Source organism: Streptococcus caprae, assembly GCF_042649745.1.
GTDB lineage: Bacteria > Bacillota > Bacilli > Lactobacillales > Streptococcaceae > Streptococcus > Streptococcus caprae.
In genome coordinates this window covers 24,615-46,520 of sequence record NZ_JBHRZV010000050.1, presented here as the reverse complement: position 1 = coordinate 46,520, position 21,906 = coordinate 24,615, and the positions used below count along the sequence as shown (strand labels likewise).

General features: G+C 42.7%; 16 protein-coding genes and 1 pseudogene. 13 read left to right on the top strand and 4 right to left on the bottom strand.

Annotated elements, in window-relative coordinates; genetic code table 11:
• Positions 1 to 480: 480 nt before the first annotated feature.
• Together ACFORF_RS08170 and ACFORF_RS08165 are read right to left on the bottom strand one after the other, a co-directional pair.
• Positions 481 to 696: a DUF3237 family protein gene (locus tag ACFORF_RS08170; protein WP_380427179.1), complete on the bottom strand. Its 216-nt coding sequence runs from the start codon at positions 694 to 696 to the stop codon at positions 481 to 483.
• The gene (locus ACFORF_RS08165) at positions 665 to 1,534 is read right to left on the bottom strand and encodes an AraC family ligand binding domain-containing protein (RefSeq protein WP_380427177.1); all 870 of its coding nucleotides are present in this window, start codon (positions 1,532 to 1,534) and stop codon (positions 665 to 667) included. Before ACFORF_RS08165 ends, ACFORF_RS08170 begins: the two co-directional genes overlap by 32 nt.
• A gap of 111 nt (positions 1,535 to 1,645) precedes the next feature.
• Here ACFORF_RS08165 and ACFORF_RS08160 point away from each other — a divergent pair, with 111 nt between their 5' ends.
• Positions 1,646 to 3,811, top strand: coding sequence for an alpha-galactosidase (locus ACFORF_RS08160; RefSeq protein WP_380427175.1), 2,166 nt, complete (start codon positions 1,646 to 1,648; stop codon positions 3,809 to 3,811).
• Between the two features lie 9 nt (positions 3,812 to 3,820).
• Positions 3,821 to 5,062: an extracellular solute-binding protein gene (locus ACFORF_RS08155; RefSeq protein WP_380427173.1), complete on the top strand. Its 1,242-nt coding sequence runs from the start codon at positions 3,821 to 3,823 to the stop codon at positions 5,060 to 5,062.
• Between the two features lie 5 nt (positions 5,063 to 5,067).
• Here the strand turns inward: ACFORF_RS08155 and ACFORF_RS08150 are convergent, their stop codons facing one another.
• Positions 5,068 to 5,199 (bottom strand): hypothetical protein, encoded by a 132-nt coding sequence (locus tag ACFORF_RS08150; protein WP_380427171.1) that lies wholly within the window; start codon positions 5,197 to 5,199, stop codon positions 5,068 to 5,070.
• A gap of 27 nt (positions 5,200 to 5,226) precedes the next feature.
• On the opposite strand from ACFORF_RS08150, the gene ACFORF_RS08145 reads away from it, so the two are divergent.
• The 4 genes and pseudogenes from ACFORF_RS08145 to ACFORF_RS08130 all read left to right on the top strand — a co-directional run bounded on the left by ACFORF_RS08145 (position 5,227) and on the right by ACFORF_RS08130 (position 10,482).
• A complete protein-coding gene (locus tag ACFORF_RS08145; protein WP_380427169.1) occupies positions 5,227 to 6,099 on the top strand; it encodes a carbohydrate ABC transporter permease in 873 nt (290 codons plus the stop codon).
• Positions 6,100 to 6,109: 10 nt separating this feature from the next.
• The gene (locus tag ACFORF_RS08140; RefSeq protein WP_380427167.1) at positions 6,110 to 6,940 is read left to right on the top strand and encodes a carbohydrate ABC transporter permease; all 831 of its coding nucleotides are present in this window, start codon (positions 6,110 to 6,112) and stop codon (positions 6,938 to 6,940) included.
• Between the two features lie 61 nt (positions 6,941 to 7,001).
• Positions 7,002 to 8,450, top strand: a pseudogene (gene gtfA, locus ACFORF_RS08135) (sucrose phosphorylase).
• Between the two features lie 436 nt (positions 8,451 to 8,886).
• Positions 8,887 to 10,482, top strand: coding sequence for a glycoside hydrolase family 13 protein (locus ACFORF_RS08130; RefSeq protein ID WP_380427165.1), 1,596 nt, complete (start codon positions 8,887 to 8,889; stop codon positions 10,480 to 10,482).
• 237 nt (positions 10,483 to 10,719) lie between these two features.
• On the opposite strand, the gene pgfM1 is transcribed toward ACFORF_RS08130, so the two are convergent.
• On the bottom strand, positions 10,720 to 13,638 hold the full coding sequence (gene pgfM1 / locus ACFORF_RS08125; RefSeq protein ID WP_380427163.1) for a glycosyltransferase PgfM1: 2,919 nt from the start codon (positions 13,636 to 13,638) through the stop codon (positions 10,720 to 10,722).
• 286 nt (positions 13,639 to 13,924) lie between these two features.
• Here pgfM1 and ACFORF_RS08120 point away from each other — a divergent pair, with 286 nt between their 5' ends.
• From ACFORF_RS08120 to ACFORF_RS08090, 7 genes are all read left to right on the top strand, one after another.
• Entirely contained in the window at positions 13,925 to 15,628 is a 1,704-nt protein-coding gene (locus ACFORF_RS08120; protein WP_380427161.1) for an acetolactate synthase large subunit, read from the top strand.
• Positions 15,621 to 16,097 (top strand): acetolactate synthase small subunit, encoded by a 477-nt coding sequence (ilvN, locus tag ACFORF_RS08115; RefSeq protein WP_380427159.1) that lies wholly within the window; start codon positions 15,621 to 15,623, stop codon positions 16,095 to 16,097. Before ACFORF_RS08120 ends, ilvN begins: the two co-directional genes overlap by 8 nt.
• A gap of 132 nt (positions 16,098 to 16,229) precedes the next feature.
• Entirely contained in the window at positions 16,230 to 17,252 is a 1,023-nt protein-coding gene (ilvC, locus tag ACFORF_RS08110) for a ketol-acid reductoisomerase (RefSeq protein ID WP_380427157.1), read from the top strand.
• Positions 17,253 to 18,397: 1,145 nt separating this feature from the next.
• Entirely contained in the window at positions 18,398 to 19,648 is a 1,251-nt protein-coding gene (gene ilvA / locus ACFORF_RS08105; RefSeq protein WP_380427155.1) for a threonine ammonia-lyase IlvA, read from the top strand.
• Between the two features lie 100 nt (positions 19,649 to 19,748).
• Complete coding sequence (locus ACFORF_RS08100) at positions 19,749 to 20,642, top strand: SPFH domain-containing protein (RefSeq protein ID WP_380427153.1); 894 nt, start codon at positions 19,749 to 19,751, stop codon at positions 20,640 to 20,642.
• Positions 20,643 to 20,956: 314 nt separating this feature from the next.
• Complete coding sequence (locus ACFORF_RS08095; RefSeq protein WP_380427151.1) at positions 20,957 to 21,544, top strand: DUF3796 domain-containing protein; 588 nt, start codon at positions 20,957 to 20,959, stop codon at positions 21,542 to 21,544.
• Complete coding sequence (locus tag ACFORF_RS08090; RefSeq protein WP_380427149.1) at positions 21,537 to 21,749, top strand: helix-turn-helix transcriptional regulator; 213 nt, start codon at positions 21,537 to 21,539, stop codon at positions 21,747 to 21,749. Before ACFORF_RS08095 ends, ACFORF_RS08090 begins: the two co-directional genes overlap by 8 nt.
• Positions 21,750 to 21,906 lie beyond the last annotated feature (157 nt).

The following is a 21,906-nucleotide window of genomic DNA, read 5'->3' as shown; positions in this document are numbered from 1 at the left end:
AATACAGAAAAATCACTAGATTTGAGGCATCTAGTGATTTTTTTGTGTATAAAGTTTAGAAATAAAGTTAGTACTATTTTGGAGATGGTGGCAATGCTCTTCCCAAAAATAAAAGAGAAATTGCTAAAATTCCTCCTAGGGTCTCGCTATGGCACAGGCCTGGTTTCGGTTATCTTTAACGTTGAGGAGTTAGTGCATTGGCTGAGGCAAGACGTAGGCAAGCCATCTTTCAGCGCATCAGTTAACAGTCTAGAAATCCAACGAAACTTGGTCCGGCAATCGTTTGGCTTTACAGATAAAGAGTTACTTGGTAAGTTATTCTAAATTTTATCCATGTATCCCGAAGGATGGCGGGCGTGAATAATATAACTTAGGGTCAAAAATTCACCAGCAAGTACGGCAGACACATAGGCCTCAGAAACGGTGGGAATGCCATTATTCTTAACTATGAAAAGAAGAAACATTATCCAACATGATATCCTAACGTGTATAAAGTTGACAGATGCCATCAGGAACAATGATTTGGCTATCAACATCACCTAGAAGAACCAGCCCGTGTAATCCGCCACCTGTTACTTTACCTGAGAGAATGGGAATAAGTTGTCGTCGTCCAAGCTGCTGACTCAGACCGACAAGTATTGGTCTATCAACAGTGATAGACATGCTAGAGCGATGATGTAAATTCTTCTGAGTCATAGGAGACTTCCTGATGGAATTTACGATAATTTGTAGGACTGGTCTTAAAATATTGTTTGAAAACCTTACTAAAAATTAAAGAATCAGTATATCCGACAGAGTTAGCTACCTCTGAGATAGATAGTTTAGGGTCGCTAAGGAGTTCTATACTTCTGTTCATCTTGATTTTTAATAGATAATCTTTCAGTGAAAATCCTGTTTTTTCTTTGAAAATACGATAGAGATATGATCGACTAAGGGCTAATTTATTAGCAATGTCAGTGATTTTTAAATTTTTATGATACTGACTATGGATAATTTTTAAAGCTTGTTCAACATAGCTATCAGCAAGGTTGTTTGAGGTTCGAGAGCTCGGATTTGGGAACTCCTCACTAAGAAAAGCCAGTAGTTTATAGAGTTCTCCAGTCATCAATAAATCACTCTCTCTTGTTAAAGGTTTATCCGCGAATTGAATAATTGCAAGCATTTGATTGAGAATGTCAGATTTCAGGTTTGAATGAAGGCAGTAGGTTTCTAGCAGTTGTGTATACTCTAAAATTTGCTGAGCACGTGAGCCAGAGAAGCCAACCCATATATATGTCCAAGGTTTTTCCTTGTCGGCTTGATAAAAGGTAACTTGGTCCTTCGGAAGAAGAAAAAGGTCACCTTCTTTTAAGGTAATCGTTTGGTTGTTTATGGTAAATGTTCCTTGTCCCTCAATAATGAAATGCAGGACATAGTTGCTACGGATACTAGGTCCGAATGAATAACCCTTATCGCAAATTTCTGCTCCGTAATGGTCAACGTTTAGTTCAAAATGATTTGAATCGAATTCGTTGTAAGTATTTAAAACGTTCATAGAAACTCCTTATAGACAACATTATACCATATTTTAAAAACAAAAAACTATTCATGGATGCGATTTCAATTGATAGAATGAGTTTATAAATTTGTTGGGGGAAAAAGAAAAGTGATTGAATTTATTGAAGAACAGGCCTTGTTTCACTTGAAAACTAAAGAGTTTTCTTACATACTTCAAGTTCAAGAAAACAAACAGGTTGTTCATAGGTATTTTGGTAAAAGGATTTCACATTTTTCAGTTGATAACAAAATCCCATATCGAGATAGGGCTTTCTCTCCTAGCCCTATATCGGGGAATCGAACTTATTCCTTGGATACGTTATTGCTAGAGTATAGTAGTAACGGACTTGGGGATTTCAGATCAGCCTCTGTTGATTTGCGTAATGAGTTTGGTATTGCCCTTGATTTGAAATATAGAAATTATGAAATATTTAAGGGTAAGAAAATTTTGGAGAATTTACCAGCTAGTTACGGGAGTGAGGAGGAGGTTGAGACTTTAGAGTTGGAACTCTATGATAGTTTAACTGATATCACAGTCATTCTTTCCTACAGTGTCTTCGAGTCAAGGAGTATGTTGGCCAGATCGGTCCGTATTAAAACTGGATCTTATCCTACTAAAATAGAAAAAGTCATGTCGTTTACACTAGATTTACCACATGACGAATGGGAAATCCATAGTCTAACAGGTCGATATGCTTATGAGAAGGAATGGACACGAACCTCGCTTACGAGTGGAAAATATAGCATCGGAAGTATAAGGGGGGCTTCAAGCCATTCACGAACGCCATTCTTGGCTCTTGCTGAAAAGGACATCCGGGAAGAGAGTGGAGAGATTTATTGGAGTCATCTAGTTTATAGTGGAAATTTTACAGCCTTTGTTGAATCCTCAGCTCTTCATACAACTAGATGGGGTATGGGCATAAATGACGAGAGTTTCTCATGGGTTTTAGGGCCTAATGAGACATTTCAAGCACCAGAAGCCTTGTTGTCTTATACAGATAAGGGATTGTCTGGTATGACACAAATAAATCATGAGTTTATTAAAAACCACATCGTACGTGGTAAATTTGCTTACAAAGAACGACCGATACTCCTTAATAACTGGGAAGCGACCTACTTTGATTTCACAGAGGAAAGCATTCTTGATCTTGCCCAAGTAGCGAGCAAGGTTGGAGTGGAGCTTTTGGTTCTAGACGATGGTTGGTTTGGTCGTCGAAATAGTGATGAATCCTCATTGGGAGATTGGACAGTAAATCTTAAGAAATTACCTAATAATTTGTCTCATTTAGCCCAAGAAGTTAATGATTTAGGGATGCAGTTTGGACTATGGTTTGAACCCGAGATGGTATCAGAAGATAGTGAACTTTATCGCACCCATCCAGAATGGGCTATTCAGATAAAAGGGCGGTCCCACGTCTATAGTAGAGAGCAATTGGTATTAGATTTATCTCAACTTGAGGTTTGTGATTATATTGTTGATGCAGTTTCTAAGGTACTGCATTCAGCGAATATTAGCTATGTAAAGTGGGATATGAATCGTAATATCACGAATATTCCGGAAACAATGGCTAATGGAGAATGTTATGAATTCCATCATCGATACATTTTAGGTCTTTACAATGTTTTGGAGCGGTTGACAACTGCTTTTCCAGATATTTTATTCGAATCCTGTTCTGGAGGTGGTGGGCGCAATGATCTTGGTTTGCTCTACTATATGCCTCAGGCTTGGGCAAGCGACAATACTGATGCTATCGAGCGATTGTCCATTCAAGAAGGAACCAGTTTAATTTACCCGGTAGCTTCGATAGGAGCTCATGTTTCAGCTACTCCGAATCATCAAGTGGGTCGTATAACACCAATCGAAACTAGGGGTAATGTTGCAATGATGGGAAATCTTGGTTATGAGCTTAATTTGATGCAACTCAATCAGGAAGAATTATCGAAGATTAAAGAGCAAATTATCACCTATAAAACAATTCGTCATACCGTGCAATATGGCCAATTATACCGCCTTAAGAAAACTACGAATACGATGGCGGTCAACTACGTTAACGAGGACAGAAGTCAAGTTGTTTTTACTTTCGTTAAAAAAATGGCTGTTCCAGAAGCTCCCTATCTTCAAGTTAAATTAAGAGGACTTAATCCTAACTTTAGATATTACTGCGAGCAACTAGATGCAACATTTTATGGCGATGAGCTTATGAATGTAGGAGTTATCATTCCCTATGTTCAAAAAGATTTCTATAGTGTACAATATATTTTTAAGTCAATTTAGGAGGAACTTATGAAAATTAAAACAGTGTTAAAGGGAGTTACCTTTCTTGCTTGTGCTAGTTTGTTAACAGCTTGTGGAGCTTCAAACAGTAATAGTAATAGTGACAAGGTTCAATTAGAATTCTTTTCTCAGAAGGGAGAAATGAAAGCGACTTTAGATGAAATTGTAGCAGATTTTGAAAAGGAAAATCCAGATATTGATGTTACCTTGACCAGCGTTCCAGATGCTGGGACAGTTCTCAAGACCCGCATGGCTAACAATGAAGCACCGGATATCATTCATATTTATCCTCAAAATGCTGATTTTAAAGGCTGGGCGGCAGATGGTCGTTTTCTAGAATTGGACGATGAAGCAGGTTTATCTAATTTATCGGATGGCGCAGCGGATACCTATGCAGTGGAAGGGAAAATTTATTCTCTCCCACTTAACGCAAATGCTTATGCTATTTTCTACAACAAGGATAAATTTGAAGAGTTGGGATTAGAAGTGCCAATAACTCTTGCAGAATTGGAAAATGTCATCAAGGTTGCCAAAGAAAAAGGCGAAGCACCATTTGCCTTGTCACTTGCGGACAACTGGAGTTTGAACGGCTACGGTCAGTTGGCTTGGGCGACAACAGCTGGTGGATTTGACGCGACGCAAAATATCTTGCGTTTTAGCGACAAGGGAGCAATCAAGGCAGACGACACCACTAAACAAGTGGCCAACGTTCTTTCTCTCTTGACAGACAACGGTCAAAAAGGTGCTTCAGGTGCCAAATACGCAGATGCCGTTGCAGCCTTTGCGTCTGGAGATGGTCTTATGTTGCCACAAGGGATCTGGGCCTTGCCAGTAATCCGTGAGCAAAAACCAGACTTTGAAGTGGGCACTTTTGCTCTTCCTGGCAAAGAAGCCGGACAAGAATTGACGATTGGAGCTGCTGACTTGGCCCTTTCTATCAGCGCTGACAGTAAACATCCAGAAGAAGCGAAGAAATTCCTTGCCTACCTCTCAAGCGCAGAAGTGATGCAAAAATACTATGACGTAGATGGTTCACCAACTGCTGTTAAAGGTGTTGAAACAGAAGGTAAGTTCCCTGAAACAGAAGGGGTAACGCAATATGCCTTCACAGACAAACATTTGGTTTGGTTGCACAGCGAATGGGATTCTGAAGAAGAATTCTGGAATATCGTTGTAAAACAAGTGAAAAATCCAGATGCAGAGACCTTCGCAAAAGATTTGAATACATTCTTTGACACTATGAAGAAATAATCTTTTTAGATACAAACAGTATCGGGCTGGTAGGGCGCGTGAGCAGTCATAGTTACTTTACCGGCTCTTGTTTGTTTCAACCACTGAATGGTGGTTGGGAAAGCAGATGACGAATTGTCTGTTTTCCGAACACCCATTCTATTATGTTTAAAAAGGAGCACATAATGAAAGAAAAAAGGTTTATCGCCAAATACTGGGCCTATCTGTTCGTGGCTATCCCTGTCCTCTTGCAAGTGGTATTCTTCTTTTACCCACTGATTAACGGGATTTTCTATAGTCTGACGGACTGGAGTGGTCTGACCAGTGATTATAATGTGATTGGTCTTAAAAACTACACAGACATCCTCCGCAATCCTGACTTCTATAAGAGTTTAGCCTTCACTGTTCTCTTTACCATTGGTCTGATTATTGGAGAGATTGGTTTGGGGATCTGGATGGCGACTCTACTCAACCGCAAAATTCGGGCGGTTGGTTTCTTTCGGACCTGGTATTTCTTCCCAGCAGTTCTGTCAACTGTAACTCTGGGCTTAATTTTCAGCCAACTCTTTAACTACGGTATTCCTCAAATTGGTGAAGTATTGGGCATTGACTGGTTATCTGAAAACCTCTTGGTACAGGAAAATACAGTTATCACATCCGTTATTTTTGTCGCATTGTGGCAAGGCTTGGCGATGCCAATCATCATTTTCCTTGCTGGGTTGCAAAGTATTCCTGAAGATATCAAGGAAGCAGCACAAATCGATGGGGCCAACCGGAGCCAGCAGTTCTTCCGTATTGAATTGCCCTTCCTCTTGCCGTCTATCAGTATGGTCTTTATTCTAGCCATGAAATCTGGTTTGACAGCCTTTGACTTGATTTATGCCCTGACTAGTGGTGGCCCTGATGGCAAGACGACCTCACTAGGACTTATGGTTTATCAATACGCTTTTAATAACAACCAATTTTCTTATGCCAATGCGCTGGCGGTGATTCTCTTTGTCTTTATCGCCATCATCTCTGTCATTCAGATGACCATTTCCAAACGCTTTGAAGTCTAAGGAGGGAACTATGAAACGACAAAAACAATCCAACTGGTGGGTCTACCTCATCCTCTTTGGCGGTATTTTGCTCATGCTGATTCCGCTGGTCATGACTATTATTTCTTCCTTTAAGCCAACGCGGGAAATCACCGGCAATTTCTTTGGTCTCCCTCAGGAATTTACCCTGGCTAACTACGAGCGTCTCTTCCAGGACGGCGTTGTCCAGTACTTTATGAACTCTGCGTTCTTGACGATAGCAGGTGTGGCCTTGATTATTTTGGTAGTGCCCATGGCGGCCTTCTCTATCGCTCGTCACATGGATCGCAAGCGTGCCTTTGCTATCATGTACATTCTCTTGATTATTGGTATTTTCGTCCCTTTCCAGGTTATCATGTTACCAATGACCAAGCTCATGTCCACCTTGAATATGAACAACCAATTCGGTTTGATCATTCTCTATTTGACTTACTCCATCGGGCAGACATTGTTTCTCTATGTCGGTTATATCAAGACCATTGTCCCAGTTGAGATGGATGAAGCAGCAGCGATTGACGGCTGTGACAAGTTTACCATGTACCGCAAGATTATCTTCCCACTCATGAAGCCTATGCATGCAACTGTGTTAATTATCAATGCCTTGTGGATTTGGAATGACTTTCTCTTGCCCCTCTTAGTGCTTAATAAGGACCAAAACATGTGGACCTTACCGCTTTTCCAATACAATTACCAAGGGATGTACTTCAGTGACTACGGCCCTAGCTTTGCGTCCTACGTTGTTGGGATCATCCCGATTTTGATTGTCTATTTGATTTTCCAAAAGAACATCATTTCTGGTATGACCAGTGGTTCGGTAAAATGATAGTTTTGTGTGCTTTGGAAAAATTAGAATTTTGTAATAATATTTTTGTAGGAGGACACCCATGAAAATCAAAAACCAAGCCATGCTGATTACCTATTAGGATAGCCTTGGCAAGAACCTCAAAGACCTGAAAAAAGTCTTGGAAGGTCCGCTTAAAGACACCGTTGGTGGTGTGCACATCCTGCCATTTTTTCCGTCATCAGGAGACCGTGGCTTTGCACCGATGGACTATACCAAGGTGGATTCTGCCTTTGGTAGTTGGGAGGACGTCGAGGCCTTGGCAGAAGACTACTACCTCATGTTTGACTTTATGATCAACCATATTTCTGCAAAATCTCCGTATTTCTTGGACTTTTTGGAGAAAAAGGATGAGTCTGCCTATGCCGATCTCTTTATCCGCTACAAAAACTTCTGGCCAGGTGGCGAGCCAACCCAAGAAGATGTGGAATTGATCTACAAGCGTAAACCACGCGCACCATATCGTATTGCCCGGTTTGCTGATGGCACTGAAGAAAAGGTCTGGTGTACCTTTGATGAGCAGCAGATTGACCTGGACGTGACGACAGAGACTACTCGCAACTTTATCAAGGACAACCTGGAAGGCCTTGCTAGGCACGGTGCCTCTATTATCCGTCTGGATGCCTTTGCCTACGCCAACAAGAAAATCGGTACTAACTGTTTCTTCGTTGAGCCAGACATTTGGGAAATGTTGCACTTCCCACGCAATTTGCTGGCACCACAAGGCATTGAAATTCTGCCAGAAATCCACGAACATTACACTATTCAGCAAAAGATTGCCGACCAAGACTACTATGTCTATGACTTTGCCCTGCCAATGTTGGTGCTCCATGCCCTTTATTCTGGTAATGTCAACCGTCTGGTACACTGGATGGAAATTTGCCCACGCAAGCAATTCACAACCTTGGATACCCACGACGGTATCGGAGTTGTAGACGTCAAAGATCTCTTGACCGACGAGGAAACTGAGGCAACGCGTGAAGCCCTCTATGCCCAAGGTGCCAATGTCAAGAAGATTTACAGCACCGAAGCCTATAACAACCTCGACATTTACCAAATCAACTGTACCTATTATTCTGCTCTTGGAAATAACGACCAAGCCTACCTCTTGGCTCGGGTCCTCCAGTGTTTTGCACCAGGTATTCCGCAGATTTACTACGTAGGTCTCTTGGCAGGTGAAAACGACATCGAGCTCCTTGAAAGCAGTAAAGAAGGCCGCAACATCAACCGTCATTACTATGACTTGGATGAGATCAAACATGAAGTAGAGCGTCCTGTGGTCAAATCCCTCTTTAACCTCCTCAAGTTCCGCAATACAAGCCCAGCCTTTGACGGCGAATTTGCTGTCAAGATGACAGATGCCAACACCATCGACGTCACTTGGGACAATCAAGAAGCAGGCGTATATGCTCACTTGGTCGCAAACTTGGCAGACAAGAGCTTCACCATCACAGAAACCAACGCTACAGGTTCAAAAGAAATTGTATTATAAAAAAGAAGTCAAATATTTTCAAAGTATACAGCTCATAGAATCAGGAAATAAGCAATCCTAGTTTTATGAGCTTTTATGTACAAAATAAGAAGAAAAATTTACAGTTTGAAAATCAGGTTAATTTTGGAAGAGATTAGGAACAAATTTAGCTTTTTGAAGATTTGGTTGAATGATGAACTTTGAGATGCAGGTAGTACCTGGATAGGGCAAGTTGAAACCAACTATTTGTCAAGGTTATACTGAATTTCAATTAAAATTAGCATATTTCAAAAATTTGAAGAGGAGCATGTAAATTTTGAGAATTTCCAAAGACAACCTGCCTGAACATTTCTTTGTTTCAGTGCTTGACAAAATGATAGAACTGACTTAAACTAAAGTTACTAAACAATGCAAACGATTGCGTAAATTATATTCAATGAATAGAAGGAGTATAGCAATGAAAACAGATTGGTGGAAAAATGCAGTCCTTTACCAAATCTATCCGCGCAGCTTTCAGGATTCAAATGGAGACGGAATCGGCGATTTGAAGGGAATTACTAGTCGCTTACCCTACCTAGCAAAGTTGGGGATTGATGCCATTTGGCTCAGTCCGGTCTATAAGTCTCCCATGGACGACAACGGCTACGACATCAGCGACTATGAGGATATTGCTCCTGAATTTGGAACCCTGGCTGACATGGAGGAATTAATTGCGGAAGGTCACAAGCATGGCATCAAGATGGTCATGGACCTGGTTCTCAACCATACGTCCGACGAGCACCCTTGGTTTCAAGAAGCCTTAAAAGGGCCAGACAACCCTTATCATGACTACTATGTCTGGGCAGATGAGCCAAATGAATTGACCTCGGCCTTTTCAGGCTCTGCCTGGGAATATGTTCCCCACCTCAACAAGTACTATCTTCACCTCTTTTCTGTCAAACAGCCGGACCTCAACTGGAAAAATCCCAAGGTCAAGGAGGAAATCTATGACATGATTAACTTCTGGCTGGATAAGGGTGTGGGCGGCTTCCGTCTGGATGTGATTGATCTGATTGGCAAGGAGCCAGACCAGCTGATTACAGCGGACGGTCCAGAGCTCCATAACTTGATTAAGGAGCTCAACCAGGCGACCTTTGGCAGCCATGATGTGGTGACAGTGGGTGAAACCTGGTCGGCTAATACTGACAATGCCAAGCTGTATTCCAATCCAGATGGTAGTGAGTTTTCTATGGTCTTCCAGTTTGAGCACATTCTCTTGGACCAGAAGGGTCCTGATAAGTGGGATTTGGCACCGCTTAAGCCCGCGGATCTCCACGCTGTCATGTCCAAATGGCAGACAGAATTGGTCGGCAAGGGCTGGAACTCCCTCTTCTGGGATAACCATGACCTGCCACGGGCTATTTCACGCTTTGGGGACGACAGCTCTGCCTACCGTGAAATCAGTGGTAAGATGTTAGCGATCTACCTGCATTTCTTGTCAGGGACTCCTTACATCTACCAAGGGGAAGAAATCGGCATGGTCAACTATCCGATAGCCGATATCTCAGAGGCGGACGACATCGAAAGTCGCAACATGTATGCAGAGCGGATTGCAGCAGGCTACAGCAAGGAAGACCTGTTGCGCTCCATCAATACCAAGGGCCGTGACAACGCCCGCCGCCCTGTTCAGTGGAGTAGCGAACCAGGTGCTGGCTTTACGACAGGCACCCCATGGCTAGCCATCCATGAAAACCACAGCTGGCTCAACGTCGAAAATGCTCTGGCAGATGAACATTCTCTTTTCTATACCTATCAAGAGCTGATTCGTCACCGCAAGACCTATCCATGCCTAGCCCAAGGTCAGTATGAGCGACTTGAAGCCGGAAATCCACAAGTTTTGGCCTACCGCAAATTTGATGAAAACGATGAGTTTATTGTTATCGTCAACTTTGGCAAGGGAGATCAAGCCTATCAGTTGGACTACGATATTAGCGACTATGAGTTCTTCATGCAAAACTATGCGGACCAGTCCACTAAGCTGCGTCCATACGAAGCTCTGGTCTTTAAAAAATAGTTTTCGTTCAAACTTCCCTTGAACCTTGTAAGTATTGATTGTCCTGGCTGACTCGCTTATACTCTTCCAAAATCAAAACTATAAGTCTTTAGGTTTTCTTGCCTAACTCTCTTATGCCTGCGTCAACCAGCATTATCTAATTCTAAATATGATTGAGTATCCATGTCTATCATAAACAAATTCGCCCCTCCAAACAGAATGGAGGGGCGAATGTTATGTTCTTAATATGAAGCTGATTTAAGTTCTAGCAGTTTTCATATCTTCCTGAGCTTTGCTTTTTTCCAACCAAATGAGGTAGGCGATAAGCACCCAGCTACACACGGAAATGATGATACCAGTCCAGAGTCCTGGAGTTTGATAGTGGATGATAATCTTATGTTTGCCACTTGTAATTGGGAAGCTGAGGAGGCTATTATCCCAAGCTGCAGTGGTTTCGACTTCTTGCCCATCAACGGTTACAGACCAACCAGCATCATAAGGGATAGAGGTCATCATGACAGTACTATCATCTGTGATATCAACCGAACCAGTAATGTTGGTGTTGGTCCAGGAATCAACCGTCATGTTTTGTTTCAAGCGTTGATTGAGGACCTCTTGGATAGCAGTTTGATTGGCACGAACCAACCCCATATTGGTCAAGTTAATCTCATCTTCGGTTGAGGTTTGGAGGGTAATAGTTGTTTCAAGTCCTGGGCTGCGGTCCAGCAAGTTCCATAGTTGAACTTGGTCGTAAGACTGGGAGTAGTTGTAGTAGGCACCATTGACAATGATGCTGATTTTACCCATGGAAGATCGCAGAGCATAAGGAGCTTGGAAGTAGTAGGTATAGTCAGTTTGAGGGGTAAACTTAACCATTACAGAACCTGGCTGGCTCTTGTCGATTCGACGGTAAATAACGTTACCATTTTCTTCGACCTTCTCCATGTTGGATAACTCAATCGTTGGGATTCCCACATACTCAAAATAATTTTGCTCCACACCAGACATGGAAGCTAAAATAATGTTCTGGTTAGAAACAGGGTTATTAAGACCAAATTTAATATTGCGAGTTGTTGGATTGGTTCCGTAGGCTATGGAGAAGACGTTTGGATTTTCGTAGATTTCAAAGCGGTCATTTTCATAAATGAGATTATAAGTAGCTTTGAGATCCGTCCGGTTATTACGGCGATTAAAGAAGTGTGTCGTAGGATTGTTTTCAACATCTTCATTGGTGTAGTCTTTGCGGTCCATGTAATAACGGACCCCGTAGAGGGCATCGGTTAATAAGGTCCCATTAGCGTAATAGGTTGAGGCATTCCCACCAACATCCCCCATGGAGTTGAAGAGAGAGACGGTAGATTTTTCAAGGTTGGAGGAGAAGGCGCTCAGCCCAGGATAAGAAGCAATGAAGGGATCGTTTTTAGAGTAGATAAAGCTTGAACCGATACGGTAGAAACCAGCCTTGTTATAGTTCTTGACGACGTCAGTCAGTTCTTTCATCTGTAAGGTTGCACTGGTGAATTTATCAGCGTCAGCATAACCAAGGGTTACTTGCGACAGATAGGCATTGTAGCCTAATTCTAAGACAGACATCACAGACAAGGCAATCCATGCCCATTTTTGTTTAGGTTGAACAAAGAGAAAGAGCAGGACGGCCAACCATGTCATCAGCGTTAGCAAGGTTTGACTAAAGAAAATTCCTTTTGTCAAGCCAAAGTATAGGAGAGGAATAGTAAGGACAGCTAAAGTCATAGAACCATGACGTGCGGCAGTAGATGATTTTATTTTAGAATGAGCAAGCAAGGCCAACCCACCAAAGATAGCAATCAGCAGGACCAACACCAAAGTTTTTTGTCCAGTCACGAAAGCTGTGAGAGCCTCAGGCTGATTTAAGGAAATAAAGGTGTAGTCCTGACTGTTGACATAGAGGACTGAAATCAGTGCAACAAAGGCACCGATTGCGAGGTCACGCACAGAAATTCTAATTTCTTCACGTAAGGTTTGGTAAGCTAAGAGAACAAAGAAGAAGCAGACTATCCAAGTAAAACGATAGAAGAAACCAGCCGGGTTTTGCCCCATATGCCAGATTTTGCTAGTGGCCTCATGGGTCATAGAGAAGAAAAAGAAGGTGGAGATAAGAGCAACAGCCCATTTTTGAGCCAGATGCGCCTTAGCGTATTTAAAGTAGAAAAGAAAACCAATAAGAGCAAATGATCCGATATAGATATTTGGCAAGTTTGGCCCAGCTGACCAGCCTGAGGTATTGTCAAAGCCACCGATCATCAGTTTGGCTAAGATATCTAAGGGGTTAATTTGGAAGGCCCAGGCCCAGGTCCAGGGTGTCTCATAGGCCCCCTTACTGGTCAAGAGGTTGAGAAAGACTGGATAGAGGATGAAGCAAACACTAGCTACGCCCAGCAAGGAATAGAGAATAACTGGGACGACAGCTTTTAAGTAATGGCTGAGCTTAATTTTCCAATCGCCCACAATCGCCAGACGTGGCGCTGCATAGTAGAGTGTATAGAGTGCGATAAAGATACAGGCCATATAGCCCATATAAAATTGGAAAAAGACCATCAAGGCTAATAGTAATACATAGCGGAGCGGTTTTTTACCGTCAATCATTTCTTCTAAGGCCCATACCACCAGTGGTAACATGATAAAGGCATCGTAGAAGATTGGATTCATCTGATAGGAGACAATCATCCCAGACAAGGTATAGGCTGTCGACATGAGTGGGACCAGCCAGGGATTGTACTCCATAGCTCGATAGCGCTTGATGAGTAGGAAGGCAAAAGTAAAGCCCATGGCTCCATAGCGTAAGAGGATACTGATGAAGACCGCCCAGACAAATTTAGATAGAGGCAGGATGAGATAGAAGATATTAAAGGGACTAATTAGATAATAGGCCCAGATCCCTATCATGGATCCCCCCAAAGACTTGGAGAAGGAGTAAAATAAGCCAGACCAGTCACCTGTCAGTAAGGTGTGCTTCATAAAGCCATAAAGTCCGATGTATTGTTGACTAAAATCGACGGCCATTTGAGATTTATTGCCAAATGGGAACATTCCCATAATGGCCCAAACGACTAGAATAATGGCCATAGGGGCCAAGGTACTGATGGTCAAAATCTGCTTTTTGCGGTCTATTTTAAAGGACCGAAACCAGCTTATCATTCGGCTCGGAAGGTTTTTCATTTTTTCATATTATCAGCTTAATAGCTGATCCTTTCTAAGACACTATACGTCTTTATTTTATCATAAATACCACTAATTTGGGGAGAGAATTGATGAGGAAATGTGAGGGAAGCGCTTGAATTTTGCTTCATAGAGGACTTTGCCATAATTTCTGAAAATTCTGTTTGCTATCCCTTGCATTATTCCTTAAAAATGTTATGATAGTACATAAGCTTTTAAATTGTTTGAATATTTCGAACATAGCAAATGGATAAAGGAGGTTCGTGTGGAAACCATAAAACTTGAAAGAGCTAAGTCAGGTTCTGAGTTGGTCTTGGACACCTTACTAGATCTGGGTATCGATACCATTTTTGGTTATCCAGGTGGCGCTGTTCTTCCCCTTTACGACACGATTTACAAGTATCCTCAAATTCGGCATATTCTTGGCCGACATGAGCAAGGGTCCCTGCACGAGGCAGAAGGTTTTGCTAAGTCAACAGGGAAACTTGGTGTCGCCCTAGTGACCTCTGGCCCTGGAGCGACCAATGCCATTACAGGGATTGCGGATGCCATGGGGGATAGCGTGCCTCTCCTGGTCTTCACGGGGCAAGTAGCCATGCCTGGCATTGGGAAGGATGCCTTCCAAGAAGCAGATATTATCGGGATTACCATGCCGATAACCAAATACAATTACCAAATTCGTGATACGGCGGATATTCCGCGCGTGATTACAGAAGCGGTGCACATTGCGACGACTGGTCGTCCTGGACCTGTAGTCATCGATATTCCGAAGAATATCCAAGAGATGACCGTAGAATATTATAATGATGCAAGTTTGGACTTACCAAGCTATCAACCAACAGTTGAACCGAATGGTTTGCAGGTTAAGAAAATTCTGCAACAATTGAGCCAATCTAAACGTCCTGTCATTTTGACAGGTGGCGGAGTCAACTATGCGGATGCAACGGCTGAATTGGTAGCCTTTGCAGAACGTTATCGTATTCCAGTTGTCTCAACCTTGTTAGGACTAGGGACGATTCCAGTTCAGCATGAACTGTCCCTTGGCATGGGGGGCATGCATGGCTCTTACGCTTCCAATATGGCTCTGACAGATGCGGACTTTATCATCAATATTGGTGCCCGATTTGATGACCGTCTGACTGGTCGTGTTGCTGACTTTGCAGTAAATGCTGTTGTAGCTCATGCGGATATCGACCCTGCGGAAATTGGCAAGGTTGTCAAGACAGATATCCCTGTGGTCGGAGATGCTAAGAGAGTGCTGGAAACCTTGTTAGCCTTTGAACAGGTGGAAACAGACTATGCCGATTGGATAGCTCAGGTCTTGGACAACAAGCGTCGGGCACCCTTTGGTTACGATAAGGATGAGACCTTTATCAAGCCGCAAGAAGCCATTGAAATCATCGGTCAGTTAACAGATGGTGAAGCTATCATCGTTACCGACGTTGGTCAGCATCAAATGTGGGCTGCCCAGTTCTATCCTTATAAAAATCCTCGCCAACTGATTACCTCAGGTGGTATGGGGACCATGGGTTTTGGAATTCCGGCGGCTATTGGGGCTAAGATCGCCAATCCTGATAAAGAGGTCGTTCTCTTTGTTGGAGACGGTGGCTTCCAGATGACCAACCAAGAATTGGCTATTCTCAATGGTTACGGAGTGCCGATTAAGGTGGTCCTCATCAATAACCATTCACTTGGTATGGTTCGGCAGTGGCAGGAGTCCTTCTACGATGAACGCCGCAGTCAGTCGTCCTTTGACGATGAGCCGAATTTCCAACTCCTGGCTGCAGCCTATGGTATCGATTACCATGCTTGCACAAATCCAGCTAGCCTGGCAGAGGACCTCAAGGTGATTACAGACAATCGTCCTAAGTTAATCGAAGTTCATATTTCTAACCGTGAACATGTGGAGCCGATGGTGCCAGCTGGTAAGAGCAATGCGGAAATGTTGGGGGTGAAGTTCAATGCGTAGAATGTTAACAGCCAAAATGAAAAACTCAACAGGTGTACTCAATCGTTTCACTGGTATCTTGTCCAGACGCCAGGTCAATATTGAATCCATCTCTGTTGGGCATACGTCGGAGCCAAACACCTCACGAATTACCGTCATCATCGATGTTGAGAGTATGGAAGAAGTCGAACTGATTATCAAGCAACTCAACCGCATGATTGATGTGGTGCGGGTGCGTGATATCACCGATATTCCCCATTTGGAGCGTGAAGTAATTTTGGTTAAAGTTTCAGCACCACCGCAAAAGCGGGCTGAGATTCTAGCGGTAATTCAACCCTTCCGTGCCAGCGTTATTGACGTAGCACCCAAGACCATTACCATTCAGATGACTGGAGATGGTGAGAAAATCGAAGCTCTCCTGCGTGTCATTCAGCCCTACGGCATTAAAAATATTGCCCGCACAGGCGCAACCGGCTTTAGCCGTGATTAACTATTTGTTTCCTTATCCTTAGAAATCCGTACTAGCTTAATTCTGTCACTACAGGTTGAGTCCTTAGGATTTACAAAGTGGAAGCAATCCCAAACTCATTAATAAAAATAAAAAAAGAAAAGAGATATTATTATGGCAGTAGCAATGCAATACGAAGCAGATGTAAAAGTAGCAGCACTTGACGGCAAAAAAATCGCCGTTATCGGATACGGCTCACAAGGACATGCCCACGCTCAAAACTTGCGTGATTCAGGCCACGATGTTATCATCGGTGTGCGTGCAGGTAAATCATTCGACCAAGCTAAAGAAGATGGTTTTGAAGCTTATGAAGTTGCAGAAGCAACGAAACAAGCAGACGTTATCATGATCTTGGCTCCAGACGAAATCCAAGCTGACCTTTATAACGATGAAATCGCATCAAACCTTGAAGCTGGAAATGCACTTGGGTTTGCGCACGGATTCAATATCCACTTTGAATTCATCAAGGCACCTGCTGATGTTGACGTCTTCATGTGTGCTCCTAAAGGACCAGGTCACTTGGTACGCCGTACTTATACTGAAGGCTTTGGTGTACCAGCACTTTACGCAGTTTACCAAGATGCAACTGGAAATGCTAAAAACATTGCCATGGATTGGGCAAAAGGAGTTGGTTCAGCCCGTGTTGGTTTGATGGAAACAACCTTCAAAGAAGAAACAGAAGAAGATTTGTTCGGTGAACAAGCTGTTCTCTGTGGTGGTTTGACTGCCTTGATTCAAGCTGGTTTTGAAACTCTTACAGAAGCTGGATACGCACCTGAATTGGCTTACTTCGAAGTTCTTCACGAAATGAAACTCATCGTTGACCTTTGCTACGAGGGTGGTTTCAAGAAAATGCGTCAATCTATCTCGAACACTGCTGAATTTGGGGACTACGTATCAGGTCCACGCGTGATTACAGACCAAGTTAAGGAAAACATGAAGGCAGTCCTTGCTGACATCCAGTCTGGTAAATTTGCCAACGACTTCGTTAACGACTACAAGGCTGGTCGTCCAAAACTTCAAGCCTACCGCGATGCTGCAGCTGACCTTGAAATCGAAAAAGTCGGAGCAGAACTCCGTAAAGCAATGCCATTCGTCAGTCAAAACGACGACAGCAACTTCAGTATTTATAATTAATTTGGTCCGGGGGACCAAATTAATCCCTAGCCCGAAAATGTTAGAGCGAGGGTAGTCTGGGAGACTGTTTTAGGTCCGAGCCTGGAAGTTGAAACGTGAGGCTTGGTCCAGTGTGGATTGCTCCTTCTCAAGTCATAAAAAATTAAGCAACAGCCTTACTCTCCATAGGATGGGGAGCAAGGCTGTTGCTTTTTTAAAATGTTAGTTAGTGTAAAATTAGATATGATGAACTTTTTGTTAGGTTGACTCACCTTTCATTTTGATAGATAAATTTTTATCGCAACTCTACGCTTTACTTCGCTGAAATAGTTTTACAAAAATAGACAATGGATTTCTTACTGACTATTGTCTATTTTGTTCTAATTTATTATTTTACTCTAGCTTTATTGTCAACTTCAATCTCATCTGTTAATAAAATTTAGAAGGCTAGGGAGTCTCCCTTGATATTTTGCTTATACACTCAAAAAGTACCCATTATGAATTCGGTACTTTTTGAGTGTCTCAAATAAAAGGGTGCTTCTCTAGTGTCAGTATCAATTAGTAACTAAGGGAACGTAAACTACTGACTAAACTAAGGAGCTTGTTGATAGTTATATCGTACTATCTAGCCTTTAAATAAATCATAACACAAAAACCAAAAAGAAGCAACTATTTTTTTGAAAAAAGTTGTCAATTATAAAAATTAAGTTAAACTTGAAAGTAAGTTCGATCTCTTATGAGGATATTATCTAGTCATCCATATCTCTTGGATTCATCGTAAATTCAGTTCTACAACATCAGATGCATGCGGGTAGAATTCATTTTGGATAACAATACTTCAAAAAATTTGTTTTTTAAACTGGCACAACCATTCAGGCACGAAAAGCGACCGTTTAGGAAATCTTGACCAAGGAAAGTAATTTTAGTGTATTCTGTCCTTATCCCAAGATTGGGAGACTTACAATTTGTCTGTGATTGATCATGTCAATCCTTGAATTTTTTGTTATAATGGATAAATAGACAGAAAATTTTGACAAAAACTGATATTTCATATTCATTCTAAACGTGCCGTGTGGTTTGGCCTAAATCTCATTAAAACTGGGTAACCCATATCGACGTATTACTTTTGAGCTTGGAGGAGTATGGTCAGTTGAAGAGGTTTGAAGATGATTACAGCAAGAGATATTGTAGACGCTTATAACGTCTTGAAGGATGTGGTGGTGGAAACACCGCTTGATTTTGACCGTTACCTGTCAGAGAAGTACGGGGCGACGATTTACCTTAAGCGGGAGAATATGCAAAAGGTCCGTTCCTTTAAGCTACGGGGAGCCTACTATGCGATCTCTCAGCTCAGCGATGAAGAAAAAGCTCTCGGTGTGGTCTGTGCTTCGGCTGGAAATCACGCTCAGGGGGTGGCCTATACCTGTAATGAGATGCAAATTCCTGCGACCATTTTCATGCCGGTGACGACACCTCAACAGAAGATTGGGCAAGTTAAGTTCTTTGGTGGCAACTATGTAACTATCAAGCTAGTGGGGGACACCTTTGATGCGTCTGCCCAGGCTGCTCAGGATTACACCAAGTCAGAGGGTAAGACCTTCATTGATCCCTTTGATGATCCCAATGTTCAGGCTGGTCAAGGGACTGTGGCTTATGAAATTTATGAGCAGGCTCAAGAAGAGAGTGTTGCCTTCGACAGTATTTTGGTCCCTGTTGGTGGTGGTGGCTTGATTGCTGGGGTAGCGACTTACATGAAGGATGTGGCGACTGAGATTGAGGTCATTGGTGTTGAGGCCATGGGGGCTCGCTCCATGAAGGCCGCTTTTGACAAGGGACACCCTGTTCGTTTGGAGGAAATCGATAAGTTTGCGGATGGCATTGCCGTACAAAAGGTCGGTCGACATACCTATGAGGTTGCTCGTAAGTATGTGGATAAGCTGGTTGGTGTCGATGAGGGGCTCATTTCAGAGTCTCTGATTGATATGTATTCTCGTCAGGGAATCATAGCAGAGCCGGCTGGGGCAGCGACCATCGCCGCACTTGAGGTCCTAAAGGATAAGATCAAGGGCAAGACCCTGGTTTGTATCATTTCCGGTGGTAATAATGATATCAACCGTATGCCTGAGATGGAGGAGCGGGCGCTCATCTACGCAGGTCTCAAACACTATTTTGTGGTCAACTTCCCTCAGCGTCCGGGTGCCCTACGTGAGTTTGTTAATGACATCTTGGGGCCAAATGATGATATCACTCGGTTTGAATACATCAAGCGTGCCAACAAGGGAACGGGGCCAGTTCTGATTGGGATTACCCTGGCTGAGCGCGAGGGTTATGAACCCTTCCTAGAACGCTTGGAAGCTTTTGACAGTAGCTATATCAACCTTCATGGCAACGAAAGTCTTTATAATTTATTAGTTTAATGCTCTACAACCGATGAGGAGGGTGGTGTCCACCGCTCTGCCATGGTTGAGGAGTTGGTGCTTGGGCGTTGGCCCTAGAAAGAGGTTTAGGATGAATTTTATGGCTGTAATCTTTATTTTGTTTATACTTTTGGTCATTTTCTCAGTGATTGCTAGTGGTTTTTATGTGGTACGCCAACAGACGGTTGTCATTATCGAGCGCTTTGGCCGATATTTAAAAACTGCTGGCTCAGGGATTCACCTCCGTTTGCCGCTTGGAATTGACAGTATTGCGGCTCGGATTCAATTGCGGATGCTCCAAAGTGAATTGGTCGTAGAGACTAAGACCCAAGACAACGTCTTTGTCACTCTGAACGTAGCGACTCAGTACCGTGTTAATGAAGAAAATGTCATGGATGCTTACTATAAGCTCATGCGTCCAGAAGAACAGATCAAGTCCTATATCGAAGATGCGCTCCGTTCTTCTGTTCCTAAATTGACCCTGGATGAACTTTTTGAGAAAAAAGATGAAATCGCCTTGGAAGTTCAACACCAAGTGGCAGAAGAAATGTCTAGCTATGGTTATATCATTGTTAAAACCTTGATTACCAAGGTAGAGCCGGATGCCGAAGTTAAGCAATCCATGAATGAAATCAATGCTGCTCAACGTAAACGGGTCGCAGCCCAAGAACTTGCCAACGCTGACAAGATTAAAATCGTGACTGCGGCTGAAGCCGAAGCTGAAAAAGATCGTCTTCATGGGGTCGGTATCGCTCAGCAACGTAAGGCCATTGTCGATGGTCTGGCAGATTCTATCCAAGAGCTCAAGGAAGCCAATGTTGAACTCAGTGAAGAACAGATTATGGCGATTCTTTTGACCAACCAATATCTGGATACCATGAACCAGTTTGCAGCAGGTGGCAATCAAACCATCTTCTTGCCAAATTCACCAGGTGGCATGGACGATATCCGTACTCAAATTCTCTCAGCCCTCAAGGTTAAGGGAGATAAATAAGTAAGAGAGCAGGCTGTGGCCTGCTCTTTTATAATCTTCCAAAATCAAATCTAGACCTTATTAGAATTCTTTGCTTAACCTCAGTTATGCAACGTCAGCCCGCCGCCTGCCTTGTCCGGTTTTTATTTTGAGTGAGTATAAGGAGAATCATTTAAAGAGCTTGATAAATTAGAATTTAAAATGCAATAGGTGTTAGTTTTTAGTTCAATGATATGTTATAAATAGTTCACTTTTCAGTTGATAACTTAGTTATGAAGTGATATATTTATAACAAACAACGAGTTACGAATATATCACAAAAAGGAGATTAGTCCATGAAGAAAAAAGAAAAACAGGTCATTTTGATCTTTGCAGTTGTGATTGTAGCCATTTGGTTGCTGACTCCGGCTAGCCATCCAGCTTGGATAAAGCATATCGCTATGGCTTCGACAGCTTGCTTGGTGGGTCTGGTGCTTACCCTTTTTCACTTGTTTAAGGTTCAGCCCAATGTGAACAAGAAAGGCTATTTTGGCCTAACTGAAAAGATTTATACTGTTAGTATTTTTGCCAGTGCTACGATTTACGGGCTTGGAATTTGGCTAGTGACACCAGAGACAGACCCGACCTGGTTAAAGCCTCTCTTTCTAGGTTTGGGATCAGCGGCTTGTTTGTTTTTCGCTATCTTTTTCGGGGTTAAGAAAATAGCAGAGCAACCTGATGAGCGTCTCTACATCAATCTTGGGAAGGCAGCTGCTGTTTGTTTGGGTGTGACCTTGTCCGGCCTTCTCGTTCTGACTGGTTTACTCTTCTTCACAAAGGTCAATCTATCGGCAGGTATGGTTTTAATCGTAATAGCTGGTCTGATGTTAGCTTTTGACCTCGCCTACTTTATCTTTGAAAAACTGGGACAATTGCATGACTAATATTAAAACCTGTCTCAAGGACTATCGGCTGGCGAAAAAGCTCAGCCAGCAAGAATTAGCTCAGCTTATCGGTGTCCGTCGGGAGACGATTGTGCACTTGGAGGCCAACCGCTACAATCCGTCCCTAGAAATGGCCCTCAAATTAGCCCAAGTCTTTGAGGTTCAGGTAGAGGAACTCTTTAGCCTGAAATCAAAGCTTGATTAGTTAAGAAAAAACTTACTGGTTTGTGCTGAGCATGCCAGCTGATAAAATTCATAATTGTGTGAAAATAGAGAAGATAAAGACTTTCTTCAGATTGTCTCAAAGTGCTTGATTTTAAAATGTAGAGCGTTATAATAGACTCGACATAAGGAATTGACCG